At 66.2% G+C, this 12,109-nt stretch carries 11 protein-coding genes; 5 read left to right on the top strand and 6 right to left on the bottom strand.

Annotated features, from left to right (window positions below; genetic code table 11):
* The first annotated feature begins 345 nt into the window (after positions 1 to 345).
* Together QX039_RS21555 and QX039_RS21550 are read left to right on the top strand one after the other, a co-directional pair.
* Complete coding sequence (locus QX039_RS21555) at positions 346 to 1,146, top strand: SDR family oxidoreductase (protein ID WP_315736305.1); 801 nt, start codon at positions 346 to 348, stop codon at positions 1,144 to 1,146.
* A 4-nt stretch (positions 1,147 to 1,150) separates the two neighbouring features.
* Positions 1,151 to 1,597, top strand: a complete 447-nt coding sequence (locus QX039_RS21550; protein WP_315736304.1) for a hypothetical protein — start codon at positions 1,151 to 1,153, stop codon at positions 1,595 to 1,597.
* A gap of 5 nt (positions 1,598 to 1,602) precedes the next feature.
* On the opposite strand, the gene QX039_RS21545 is transcribed toward QX039_RS21550, so the two are convergent.
* From QX039_RS21545 to QX039_RS21525, 5 genes are all read right to left on the bottom strand, one after another.
* Positions 1,603 to 2,022, bottom strand: a complete 420-nt coding sequence (locus QX039_RS21545) for a VOC family protein (RefSeq protein WP_315756040.1) — start codon at positions 2,020 to 2,022, stop codon at positions 1,603 to 1,605.
* Positions 2,023 to 2,052: 30 nt separating this feature from the next.
* Positions 2,053 to 2,424: a DoxX family protein gene (locus tag QX039_RS21540; protein WP_315772413.1), complete on the bottom strand. Its 372-nt coding sequence runs from the start codon at positions 2,422 to 2,424 to the stop codon at positions 2,053 to 2,055.
* A 132-nt stretch (positions 2,425 to 2,556) separates the two neighbouring features.
* Complete coding sequence (locus tag QX039_RS21535) at positions 2,557 to 3,828, bottom strand: RNA polymerase sigma factor (protein WP_315772319.1); 1,272 nt, start codon at positions 3,826 to 3,828, stop codon at positions 2,557 to 2,559.
* Positions 3,825 to 4,193, bottom strand: a complete 369-nt coding sequence (locus QX039_RS21530; protein WP_315717600.1) for a YciI family protein — start codon at positions 4,191 to 4,193, stop codon at positions 3,825 to 3,827. Before QX039_RS21530 ends, QX039_RS21535 begins: the two co-directional genes overlap by 4 nt.
* A gap of 100 nt (positions 4,194 to 4,293) precedes the next feature.
* Positions 4,294 to 4,605, bottom strand: coding sequence for a hypothetical protein (locus QX039_RS21525; protein ID WP_315772317.1), 312 nt, complete (start codon positions 4,603 to 4,605; stop codon positions 4,294 to 4,296).
* A gap of 89 nt (positions 4,606 to 4,694) precedes the next feature.
* Between QX039_RS21525 and QX039_RS21520 the strand changes: the two genes are divergently transcribed.
* Entirely contained in the window at positions 4,695 to 5,660 is a 966-nt protein-coding gene (locus tag QX039_RS21520; protein ID WP_315736300.1) for a glyoxylate/hydroxypyruvate reductase A, read from the top strand.
* Positions 5,661 to 5,664: 4 nt separating this feature from the next.
* Here QX039_RS21520 and QX039_RS21515 read toward each other — a convergent pair whose 3' ends face one another.
* Positions 5,665 to 6,336, bottom strand: a complete 672-nt coding sequence (locus QX039_RS21515) for a TetR/AcrR family transcriptional regulator (protein ID WP_315736299.1) — start codon at positions 6,334 to 6,336, stop codon at positions 5,665 to 5,667.
* 90 nt (positions 6,337 to 6,426) lie between these two features.
* Here QX039_RS21515 and QX039_RS21510 point away from each other — a divergent pair, with 90 nt between their 5' ends.
* Entirely contained in the window at positions 6,427 to 7,071 is a 645-nt protein-coding gene (locus QX039_RS21510) for a glutathione binding-like protein (protein WP_315736298.1), read from the top strand.
* A gap of 96 nt (positions 7,072 to 7,167) precedes the next feature.
* Positions 7,168 to 11,988, top strand: a complete 4,821-nt coding sequence (locus tag QX039_RS21505; RefSeq protein WP_315736297.1) for a DUF3320 domain-containing protein — start codon at positions 7,168 to 7,170, stop codon at positions 11,986 to 11,988.
* Positions 11,989 to 12,109 lie beyond the last annotated feature (121 nt).

Genomic DNA, 12,109 nt, shown 5'->3' with positions numbered 1-12,109 from the left:
CCGGGATGTCTCAGCCGAACCTGGGGTTCCGGCCCCGTGCATTTTTCCCGCACGGGGCCAATGGGGCGCCAAGCTCCCGGTCTTCCCTGCTCCCTCCGATCGAGCGGGAGGCCAAGGCGAGCATGACTCGGATGGCTTCTCCACCGCGAGGACGCGAGCTGATGCGACCGCTACCACCGCTGGCTGTTTGACAACGCCCACGAACTTCGCTGGCTATGCGCATCGCGCGGAGCTGGATTGAACGTACACTGACAGATGTGACGGCCTTCACAGCTGATCCGCGCAGCGCATGTTAGGACTCAACGAAGAGAAAAGCCGGGCTGCCGGCCCGAGGAGTCGACCGCCGTGACGGAAACATCGACGACGACGCAGACCGACAAAGTCGCCCTGATCACCGGGGCGGCGCGCGGCATCGGGCTGGCGACAGCAAAGAGATTTCTGCACGAGGGCTGGCGTGTGGCCCTGCTCGACATCGAGAAGAAGCTGCTCGACGACGCCACGGCCGCACTCGAATCTCCCGATCGAACGCTCGCCCTGCATTGCGACGTCGCGGAAGCCGCGATGGTCGCCGATGCGTTGGCGCGCCTCGCCGACCGGTTCGGCCGTCTCGATGCGCTGGTCAACAATGCCGGTGTCGCACGCTTCGCTCCGATCATGGAAACCAGCGAAGCCGACTGGCAACGCATCCTCGACGTCAATCTGACCGGGCCGTTTCTGTGCACGCGGGCCGCGGTCCCGCTGATGCGCGAGCGCGGCGGCACCATCGTCAACATCACCTCGATTTCCGCCGTCCGCGCCTCCACGCTGCGCTCCGCCTACGGCACCAGCAAGGCGGCGCTGGCGCATCTGACCAAGCAGCTCGCGGTCGAGCTCGCATCCGCCGGCATCCGCGTCAACGCGGTGGCGCCGGGCCCGGTGGAGACCGCGATGGCCAAGGACGTGCATACGCCGGAGATCCGCGCCGACTATCACGACGCCATTCCGCTCAACCGTTACGGCCTCGAGGACGAGCTCGCCGAGGCCATCTTGTTTCTCAGCTCCGAACGCTCCAGCTATATCACCGGACAGATCCTGGCCGTCGATGGCGGCTTCGACGCCGCGGGAATCGGATTGCCGACCTTGCGCGGCCAACGCAGGAACACGTGAAACGATGCCGAGCCGGATGCGCATCATCCTGACCTTGCTGCTGGCGGTCGTCCTGTGGGGAATCGCGACGATGCTGGCGCGCGCCGACGTCCGCATCATCTCCTCGCCCGGCGGCGAGGTGGGGCCGTTCATCGATCTGTTCGAGAAGGTTCGCGCCTCCGGCGAGCGTGTCATCATCGACGGTCCCTGCCTGTCGGCCTGCACGCTGGTGCTCAGCGTGGTGCCCGAGGACCGCATCTGCGTGACGCGGCGAGCCACCCTCGGCTTCCACGCCGCACGCTCGGTCGACCGGCGCGGCCGCGCTTATGCGGAACCCGAGGCTTCCAAGCTGGTGCTGCAGACCTATCCCACGCCGGTGCGCGGCTGGATCGAGCGCCGCGGCGGCCTGACGTCGCGGCTTCTGTTGTTGCGCGGGCGCGAGCTCAAGGCGATGTACGCCTCGTGCCGCTAGCGGCGTCACGCCTCGTAGCCATCCGCCGGGGAATTGATCATCCACGGAATGCCGAAGCGATCGACGCCCATGCCGAAGCCCTTCGACCAGAAGGTCTTGCCGAACGGCATGGTGACGGCACCGCCTTCGAGCAGGGCGTGGAACTTGCGCTCCGCCTCGGCCGGGTCTGCGATCTGGAGCGAGACCGAGATTCCGTGCGGCTTGCCTTGATAATATTCGGGCGGCGAATCCGAGGCCATCAGGACGCCGCCGCCGATCGAGAAGCGGACATGCATGATCCTGTCCTTGTGCTCCGGCGCACACGGCATCTCCGGTGGCGCCTCGCCATAACGCATCATCATGTCGACCTTGGCGCCGAGCACCTCGCCGTAGTGCTTGAGCGCCTGCGCGCAATCGCCATTGAACGTCAGATAGGGACAGATCATCGTCATCCTCCTTGGTTGAAAGATCATTTGTCAGCGCGGCAGCGGCAGAAGCGCGCGCAGGCGGCGGTCGCGCAGCCACAAGCCGCCCCACAGCAGGAGTCCGAGATAGAGGCCGAACAGGACGTGGCTGAACAGCGGACTGCCGATGCGGACATGCGAGGCGATGGCGCCGCCGAGATAGCCGGTGAGCAGGATCGCGCCGACGAACGATGTCGGCGGCAGGATATAGAGCACGGTGCAGAGAAGCGTGATGAGGCCGAGCGCCCGCGCCATGGCGTCGCCTGCTCCATAGCCCATCTGATCCAGCGTCTGGGTGACGACGGGCAGAGGGATGAGCTTGACCGCGCCGTCGAACAGCAGGAACAGCGTCACCAGACCGCTCAGGATGCGGCCGCCCCACAATTCGGCGCGCGAGACCGGCTCTTCCATCGTCGTCATCTGCAGCTCCTTCCCGTGATGCTGCTCCCAGGACGAATGAAGGATCGTGCCGCCGACAGCCCGGTGCAGAATTTTAGATCGAATCTCGGCAGTATTTCACTGGCCGACCCGAGCCTGAGCCGTCGCGCTGTCGCGCATCAGGCGATCGAGCTGCATGCGGATATGCGCGGCCTCCGCCGAGCTGTGCGCCAGCGCGATGGCGCGGTCGAAGGCGGTCCGCGCCTCGTCATTGCGCCCGAGCTGCATCAGCAGCGCGCCGCGCACGCCGAAGAAATAGAAATAATTGGCAAGCCGCCCTTCGAGCGGCGCAATCAAATCGAGCGCCGCCTCGGCCCCGCGCACCTTGGAGACGGCGACGGCGCGATTGAGCGTCACCACCGGCGAGGGCTGCACCACTTCCAGCGCGCCATAGAGAAGATCGATCTGCGTCCAGTCGGTGTCCTCCGGGCGCGCGGCGCGCGAATGCAGCGCCGCGATCGCCGCCTGGATCTGGTACGGGCCGCTGTGGCGGTGGCGGATCGCCTTGTCGATCAGGGCCACGCCTTCCGCGATCATCGGCTGGTTCCACAGCGAGCGATCCTGTTCGTCGAGAAGGATCAGCGTCCCCTCCGCATCGAAGCGGGCGGCGCTGCGCGCGTGTTGCAGCAGCAGCAGCGCCGTCAGCCCCATGATTTCGGGCTCGCTCGAAAACAGCCGCAGCAGCAGCCGCGCCAGCCGGATGGCCTCCTCGGACAGCGGCTGGCGCAGCGCCGCGGTCTCGCCGCTGGCCGAATAGCCCTCGTTGAAGATCAGGTAGATCATGGCCGCGACCGCGGTCAGGCGCTCGGCGCGCTCGATCGCGCCCGGCGTCTCGAACGGCACGTCCGCCTGCGCGACGCGCGCCTTGGCGCGGGTGATGCGCTGCTCCATCGCCGCCTCGCTGACCAGGAAGGCGCGGGCGATCTGCTTCACCGTCAGGCCGGACACCACCCGCAGCGCCAGCGCGATCTGCTGCGTCGCCGGCAGGTCCTTGTGACAGCAGATGAACAGCAGGCGGAGGATGTCGTCGCGGTAGTGCGAGCCGTCGAGCCGCTCGGCGAGCGCGCTCTCGGCGTCGTCGAGATCGGAGATCGCCTCGTCATCCGGCAGCGGCTGCTCGCGGCGGACCCGGCGGACATCGTCGATGGCCGCGTTGCGTCCGACCATGATCAGCCAGGCCGCCGGATCGCGCGGCGGACCGTTCTGCGGCCAGCTCTTCAGGGCGCGCAGGCAGGCGTTCTGGAACGCCTCCTCCGCCGTGTCGAGGTCGCGGAAATAGCGCAGCAGCGCGCCGACGGCCTGGGGTCGTGCTGATGTCAGGGCCGCATCGATCCAGGCCGTATCGGTCATGCCAGCGCTCCACCCGGCCTGAACGTGCCGACGGGACGGATCTCGTAGGAGCCGCCGGGATTGGCCTCGCCGAGCTCGCGCGCGACCTCCAGCGCCTCATCGAGATTGGCGCAGTCGACGAGATAGAAGCCGAGCAGTTGCTCCTTGGTCTCGGCATAGGGGCCGTCGATGACGAGCGGCGGATCCTCCTTCCGGAGCGTCGTCGCAGCCGTGGTCGGCAGCAGCCGCGCCACCGGCCCGAGCCGCCCCTGCTTGGCGAGCTTCTCCTGGATGACGGCAAGCTTGGCCATGACCGCGGCATCCTGGTCCTTGCTCCAGGCGCAGACGACATCCTCGTCGTGATAGCAGAGCAGCGCGTACAACATCGGCAGGCATCTCCCTTCGTCTTCAAGACGGTGGAGTATGCCTCCGGCCGACAGTCCCACGAAGTATTTTCGCGGGGTTCCGCCTACAGGAACAAGCCGCCTACCAGGAGATGCCGTACTTGGCCGCGATGTTGCGCGCCCGGGTCTCCTGCGCGCTCTCGCGCGGCTGCCTGGCGCGCGCGGCCTGCCGCTGCGAGTTGGCCGGGCCCTGCCCTTGCCCTGCGGCGCTCGGTCCACCTTGGCTGCCCGCGTTCGGGGACATACCGTCCTGCGTCTGGCCGCCGGCCTGCGGCTGACTGCCCTTGCCGATCGAGATGCCGTTGGCCGACAGGATCGACCCGACATCGATGGTCTGGGCCTGGACCGAGGCAGACGCGACGACGAAAGCAGTGGCGAGAAGCAATTTGCGCATGACGATTGTCTCCATGTTGATGGGCGGAGATTGGCGTGCCCGCGCGATCTGGTATGTGGAACACGTCACATAAGCTCGAGGACCCTCCGATGACCAAAGGCGCGCTGGCGCTCCTGATCCATGGCGGCACCGACAACTGGTCGCCACAGCGCTGGAAGGCGCGTTTCGACGATGTCTGCGGCGACCGCCCTGTGGTGCTGCTGCCCGATCCCGGGCTCGATCCAGCCGAGGTGCATTACGCCGCGGTCTGGAAGCCGGTCCCCGGCGAGCTCGCCGGCTTTCCGAACCTGCGCGTGATCTTCAACCTCGGCGCCGGCGTCGACGCGCTGATGGCGGACAAGACGCTGCCCAGCGTGCCCCTGGTCCGCGTCGCGGTGGACGATCTCACCGCGCGAATGACCGAATATGTCGTGCTGCACGTGCTGATGCATCATCGCCAGGAGCTGTATCTGCGCGAGTCGCAGCGCGTGAAGCGCTGGGCGCCGAAATACCAGTGGCCGGCGGCCGCGATCGGCGTCGGCGTTCTCGGACTGGGCACGCTCGGGATCGACGCAGCCGAGGTGCTCAAGCGATTGGGCTTCCAGGTCGCCGGCTGGAGCCGCAGCGCCAAGCAGGCTGACGGCATCGAATGCTTCCATGGCGCGGCGCAGCTCGACGCGTTCCTGGCGCGGACCGACATCCTGGTGTCGCTGCTGCCGCTGACGCCGGATACGCGCGGCATTCTCGACCGCAAGATGTTCGCCAAGCTCAGGCGCTCATCACCGCTCGGCGCCCCCGTCATGATCAATGCCGGCCGCGGCGGGCTGCAGAACGAGGCCGACATCCTCGCCTGCCTCGACGACGGCACGCTTGGTTCGGTCTCGCTCGACGTGTTCGGCCAGGAGCCGCTGCCGGCCGACAGCCCGTTCTGGACCCACCCGAAGGTGGTGCTGACGCCGCACAATGCAGCCGACACCGACGCCGACGCGATCTCCCGCTACGTCGCCGAGCAGATCGCGACCTTCGAGGCCGGCGGGGCGCTGCGCAACCTGGTCGATCGCGTCAGGGGATATTGAAACGCTATCCTTTGCCGACCATCACATCGATTGCGCCGGCGACGATCGCCTCCAGCTCCTGACGCGACGCCCGCGCGCGAGCGCGGACCGCGATCGAGTGGATCGTCGCCGACGCCAGCCGCGCCAGCACGGCGGGGTCGGCGTCCGCAGGCAGCTCGCCCTGCTCCTTGGCGCGGCGGAAGCAGCGCGCAAACGCCATGTCGAGCTCGGTCAGGGCGTTCTGCACCATGGCGCGGATGTCGGGATCGGCGACCGCTTCCGAGCCCGCCGTCATCACCGTGAAGCAGCCGCGCGGCCCCTCCTCGCCCGAGAGATAGATGTCGAGTGCGGCGGCGAAGATCTTCTGCAGCTGCTCGCGCACCGGCCAGTCGTGACGGAAGATCTCGCCCATCACGGCGCGGGCGTTGTCGCGGTAGCGCTGATAGCTCTTGATGTAGAGCTCGCGCTTGTCGCCGAACGCGCCATAGAGGCTCGGCCGGTTCATGCCGGTGGCGGCGCTGAGATCGTCGAGCGAGGTCGCGGCGAATCCGGTCGACCGGAACAGGTCGAGCGCCTTGCCGAGCGCGACATCCGGCTCATACGCCCGCGGCCTCCCGCGCCGCTTCGGCTCGACCGGGGCGGTTGCCTTTTTTAGGGGATGGTCGCCCTGCGGCGGCCCTTTCTTTTTTTGTACCATTTCGCAATAAATTCCTTGACCGGCCTTATATTATGCGAGACAGTATAAAAATCAATCAACGCTCCGGTCCGGAGCCCGAGGGAGACGTCCATGGACCTGTATTTCTCGCCACTCGCCTGCTCGCTCGCCACCCGCATCGCGCTGTATGAAGCTGGCGCTGCGGCGAATTATCTCGAGGTCGACCCGAAGACGAAGATCGTCCTCAACGACGGCTCCGATTTCCGCGCCGTCAATCCGCTCGGGCTCGTCCCGACGCTCCGCACCGATGACGGCGACCTGCTGACCGAGAATGCCGCGATCCTGCAATATGTCGCCGATCGCTTCCCCGAGGCGAAGCTCGGCACCGGCCCCGGCATGGACCGCAGCCGGCTGCATCAATGGCTCTGCTTCATCGGCACCGAGCTGCACAAGGGATTGTTCATCCCGATCCTCGACAAGACCGCGCCCGAGGAGATGAAGGCCCATGTCCTGAAGAAGAACCTGTCGCGGCTCGATCATCTCGAGAACCACCTGCGGGATCGCGACTATCTGCTTGATCATTTCACGGTCGCCGACGCGTATCTCGTCACCGTGATCAACTGGACCATGGCAACGCCGCCGGTCCAGCTCGCGAAATGGCCGGCCGTGAAGGCGTACTACGAGCGCCTGCGCGTGCGGCCGTCGATCGCCCGTGCCATCGCCGAGGAGTTCGAGCTCTACAAGGCGGAACTGGCGCGGCATAAGGCGGCGGCGTAGGCCGCATACGAGTTTCATCTCCCTCTTATGGGGAGATGAAATTCTGCGAGGAGATTAAACATTGCTCAATGAGCACATCTCCATCGTGCCGAACGCTTGACCGAGATGACTTCGGGTTGCAATCCTCGAATCGCAGGAGGATTGCACGTGGCAACCACATCCGTAAGAGACCGATTGCTGGCGGACCGGCGCGCGCTGCTCGATCTGGGCACGCGCAACCGGCTCGTGCACATCCCGCTCAAGACCAAGACCATCCGCACCATTGACATCGTCGGCGCGCGCTCTGCTGCGCTCTTCGAGCTTCTCGGCGAAGGCAAACGCTTCACGTTCCTTCCGACGAAGGCTGAGACTGCGGAGACGGACGGCACCCTGCCCTTGAGCGAGCCGGCGCCGCGATCCGACACGCCGACCACCAAGGGGGACCAGGGAGGTGATGATTCGGAGTCGCAGACGCGGCAGCCGGACACCCGGCTCAAGACCCGGCTGTCATCGGAGGCGCTGCAGAAGCGCCTGCTGGATATCTGGTACGACGCACGAACGCTCGAGGAAGAACAGGGCGTCAATATCCTTTATCTCGCCTTCGGGCTGCTGAAATGGTTCGAGGACGACAAATCCGACGTCGAGCGCTTCGCGCCGCTCGTCCTGCTGCCCGTTCGCCTCGAACGCAGCAGCGCCGCCGATCGGTTTCACCTGGTCTCGCGCGCTGAGCCGCCGTCGCCGAACCTCTCGCTCCAGGCCAAGCTCGACGCCGAGTTCGGACTCAAGATCGAGGATTTTGGCGACGAGGACGACGTCGATATCGCGACCTATCTCGCCGGCGTCGCGGAGACGGTCGCCAACAAGCAGAGGTGGGAGGTCAGGGCGGACGCGATCGTCCTCGGCTTCTTCTCGTTCTCCAAGTTCCTGATGTATCGCGATCTGGACCCCGACAACTGGCCCGCAGATGGCAGCCTTGATCGTCATCCCCTGATCTCAGCGCTGCTTCAGGACGGCTTCGAGGGCGCGGAGCCGATCGTGGCCGACGACGGCAAGATCGATTCCGTCATCCAGCCGGTGGCGATGAACCATGTCGTCGATGCCGATTCATCCCAGGCCGTGGTGATCGAGGAAGTGGTCCGTGGACGCGACCTCGTCGTCAAGGGACCGCCTGGGACCGGCAAATCGCAGACCATCACCAACATCATCGCGTCGGCGGCCGCCGAGGGAAAAACGGTGCTGTTCGTGGCCGAGAAGATGGCGGCGCTCGAGGTCGTGCACCGGCGGCTGAAGCATGTCGGTCTCGGCGCGCTCGCGCTGGAGCTGCACTCCAACAAGGCCAACAAGCGCGTTCTGCTCGAAGAGCTGAAACGCTGCAAATCGGCTGAGGTCCCGGTCCCGCGCGGCGAAGCCACCCTGGTCCAGCGCCTGACTGACAGCCGTGACGGCCTCAACCGGCATGCGGACATGATGCACCAGCCGCAGCAGCCGAGCGAGCTGACGCCATTCAGGCTGCTCGGTCACCTCGTGCGCTGCGGGGACATCTCCGCGCAGCCGCCCTACCCGTTGCAGGGCGCGCCCTCCTGGTCTCCCCTGGATCTGGAGCGGCGGCGTGAGCTGATCGCCGAGCTCGCCGAACGAATTGCAGCCGACGGCGCGCCGCACCTGCATCCCTGGCGCGGCGTCGGCCGCGACGCGCTCGATCCAGCCGAAATGACCGAGCTGCGGAGATCGCTGGGCGACATTTCGAACGTTGTCAGCAACGCATCCTCAGGCGCCGCCCGCCTCGGCACGCTGCTCGATCTCCCGCCGCCGGCCACCTTGGCCGATGCCGCGGGGATACTCGCCTTTGCGGAGGTCGCGGCCGCGATGCCGGAGTGCGATCGGACTGCCTTCCGCGAGGCCGTCTGGAGCCAGGCCGGACTCATCACGGACATCGTCGACAAGGGACTGCGCTACGCGAAATTAAGGACGGCCTTCGAGAGCGCCTTCGTCGAGGCCGCCTGGGATGCACCGATCGCCAATTGCCGCAAGGTCATCGCCGAGAAGGGCCGCTCCTGGCTGCGCCTGCTCAGCCCGCGTTATCGCCAACAGGTGGCGCTGCTGGCCTCGTACCTGAAGGTGCCGATGCCGAAAACGCTCGAGCAGCGGCTTCTGCTGATCGACGGCCTGATCGCGGCGCAAGCCGCTCGCCGGTCCTTCGAGGAGGTCGAAGCCGCCGGCAGCACCGCCTTCGGGACCGCGTGGCAGAAGGAACGGTCGGATTGGGATGCGCTTTCCAAATTGGCGACCTGGTGGACTGCATTCCCCAAACCGTTTGCAAGCGATGAAACGCGCCAGCGGCTGACGCAGCTGACGCTGTCGGCCGATGATCGGCGATCGATCGAACAGCTCAACCACAGCCTCGCAAGTCTGATGTCCGGCCTCCGCGGGCTGATCGTCTCTCTCCAGTTGGAGCCCGCCCGCATCCCACTCGACGCCGGCGACCAGATCCGGCTGGACGAGCTGTCGCAGACTTTGTCGGAGTGGCAGAACGCGACCGAGCGCCTCACCCGCTGGATCGCGTTCATGGGCCGGGTCCGCCTTGCGCGCGCGCAAGGTCTCGCCGCGCTGGTCGATCGCGCGCTCGATGGCTCCTTGCCGGGCGAAGCGCTCGAAGCCGCTTTCGACCGATCCTATTACGATGCCATGCGCAGCGTGATCTTCGCTAACCATCCTGAACTGAAACGTTTCGACGGCGAATCGCACGATCGGCTGGTCGACGGCTTCCGCAAGCTCGACGTCGCGCGGATGCAACTGGCCCGCGATCAGATCGCCCACGAGCATGCCGCGGCGCTGCCGCGCAACGCCGGCGGCATCGGGCCGCTCGGCGTGCTGAACGGCGAACTTGCCAAGAAGCGCAACCATCTGCCGATCCGTCAACTCCTGGAGCGCGCCGGCCCGGTCGTCCAGCAGATCAAGCCGATCTTCCTGATGAGTCCGCTGTCGGTGGCGCAGTTCCTGAAGCCCGGCGCGATCGCCTTCGATCTGCTGGTCGTCGACGAGGCCTCGCAGATCGAGCCGGTCGATGCGCTCGGCGCCGTCGCGCGCTGCCGGCAGATGGTGGTGGTCGGCGACGAGCGGCAACTGCCGCCGACGCGCTTCTTCGCGAAGCTGACAGGCAATGATGACGAGGACAACGACGACGAGGATCAGCCGACATTCCAGGTCAAGGATGCGGAAAGCATTCTCGACCTCTGCCTTGCCAAGGGCCTCTCGCATCGGATGCTGAACTGGCACTATCGCAGCAAGCATCAGTCGCTGATCGCCGTGTCCAACAAGCAGTTCTACGACAACCGGTTGTTCATCGTGCCGAGCCCGTACGACGCCGTCGCGGGAATGGGGTTGAAGTTCAACTACAACCCCGATGCACACTACGAACGTGGAAGCAGCCGGACCAACCCCAGGGAAGCGCGGCTCGTCGCCGAGGCCGTCATGCGCCATGCGCGCGAGACGCCGGACCGAAGCCTTGGCGTCGCGACCTTCTCGGTGGCGCAGCGCCAGGCGATTCAGGATCAGCTCGAAATCTTGCGTAAAGAGAACCCGGAAACGGAGACGTTCTTCGTCCGCGGTGCCAGCGAGCCGTTCTTCGTGAAGAACCTCGAGAACATCCAGGGCGACGAACGCGACGTCATCTTCATCTCCATAGGCTATGGGAGAACGAAGGAAGGCTTCGTCTCGATGAGCTTCGGTCCCCTCAACTCCGACGGAGGCGAGCGCCGGCTGAACGTGCTGATCTCGCGCGCCAAGCTCCGTTGCGAGGTCTTCTCCTCGATCACCGGCGACGACATCGACCTGTCGCGCGCCAAGGGCCGCGGCATCGCGGCGCTGAAGACGTTCCTGACCTTCGCGCAGACGGGGCAGCTCGGCATCGCGCAGGAGACCGGGCGCGATCCCGACTCGGTGTTCGAGGAGCAGGTCGCCGCCAGGCTCCGGGCGCTTGGTCACGACGTGAAGACCCAGATCGGCACCGCCGGATTCTTCGTCGATCTCGCTATCGTCGACCCCGACAAGCCCGGCCGCTTCCTGCTGGGGATCGAATGCGACGGCGCCCAGTACCATGCGTCTCGTTCGGCGCGGGACCGCGACCGCCTGCGACAGAACGTGCTGGAAGCGCATGGCTGGGTGCTGCATCGCATCTGGTCGACGGACTGGTTTCTCCGACCCAAGGAGGAAACCGAGAAGGTCCTCCGCGCGATCGACGCTGCGAAGGCGCATTGGCGGGACATCGACCAAGGGACTGCTCGAGCTGAACCCGAGCCTCCGGCAAACCCCGATGTGCCGGCGCCGGAGCAGACCGAGCAGCGCCCTCTGGAGATCCTCGCACAGGCACCAACGGTGGCCCCCTATGAAGAGGCGAAGCTGCGCGTCCGTCGGGAGATCGAGCCGCACGAGACGCCGCTCGCCGACATGACGCGGCACGTCGTCGAGATCGTCGCCATCGAGGGACCGGTGCATGAATCGGAAATCATCGTCCGGATCAGATCGGCCTGGGGCCTTGCCCGCGCCGGCAATCGCATCCGCGATGCCGTGCGAACGGCGCTGAAATCGGCAGTCGCGAAGGGACAGATCGCTGGAGGCCCGTTCTACGCCGTGCCCGGCCAGGCGATCGTCGTTCGAAGCCGCGAGGACGTGCAATCGCAGTCTTTGCGCAAGCCCGAGATGCTGCCGCCGGAGGAGATCAAGGCGGCCATCGTGCAGGTCGTGGAGCAAAACTACGGCGCCGAGGAAGACCAGTTGATCCAGGCGGTCGCCCGGCTGTTCGGTTTCGGTTCGACCAGCGCCCAGTTGCGCGAGGCGTTGCAAGGCAGCCTCGAGGATCTTCTCGCCGCAGGAAACCTGCGCCGCGAGGGAGAGCTGCTGATCAAGCCGCAGGAGGTCTCGCCGGCTGCGCAGGACTGACCGGCTGAATTGGTGCTAGGAGCTCACAGCCCGAACGCCGCTTGCCAGCCGCCGAAATCAGCGATCCGGCCGCGCCCCTCCCCGCCAAGGCATCGGACCAGGATTGCACGGGTCCGTCCCT

Origin of the sequence: Bradyrhizobium sp. SZCCHNR1043 (assembly GCF_032489675.1) — a bacterium.
Lineage (GTDB): Bacteria > Pseudomonadota > Alphaproteobacteria > Rhizobiales > Xanthobacteraceae > Bradyrhizobium.
Note: the sequence above shows the minus strand (reverse complement) of the source record. Positions and strands in the feature narration are given on the sequence as shown.

Excerpts from the sequence above, each read along its gene's own strand:
- QX039_RS21550 (WP_315736304.1), top strand. The coding sequence starts at position 1,151 with ATGCCGAGCCGGATGCGCATCATCCTGACCTTGCTGCTGGCGGTCGTC.
- QX039_RS21545 (WP_315756040.1), bottom strand. The coding sequence starts at position 2,022 with ATGATCTGTCCCTATCTGACGTTCAATGGCGATTGCGCGCAGGCGCTC.
- QX039_RS21535 (WP_315772319.1), bottom strand. The coding sequence starts at position 3,828 with ATGACCGATACGGCCTGGATCGATGCGGCCCTGACATCAGCACGACCC.
- QX039_RS21530 (WP_315717600.1), bottom strand. The coding sequence starts at position 4,193 with ATGTTGTACGCGCTGCTCTGCTATCACGACGAGGATGTCGTCTGCGCC.
- QX039_RS21525 (WP_315772317.1), bottom strand. The coding sequence starts at position 4,605 with ATGCGCAAATTGCTTCTCGCCACTGCTTTCGTCGTCGCGTCTGCCTCG.
- QX039_RS21520 (WP_315736300.1), top strand. The coding sequence starts at position 4,695 with ATGACCAAAGGCGCGCTGGCGCTCCTGATCCATGGCGGCACCGACAAC.
- QX039_RS21515 (WP_315736299.1), bottom strand. The coding sequence starts at position 6,336 with ATGGTACAAAAAAAGAAAGGGCCGCCGCAGGGCGACCATCCCCTAAAA.
- QX039_RS21510 (WP_315736298.1), top strand. The coding sequence starts at position 6,427 with ATGGACCTGTATTTCTCGCCACTCGCCTGCTCGCTCGCCACCCGCATC.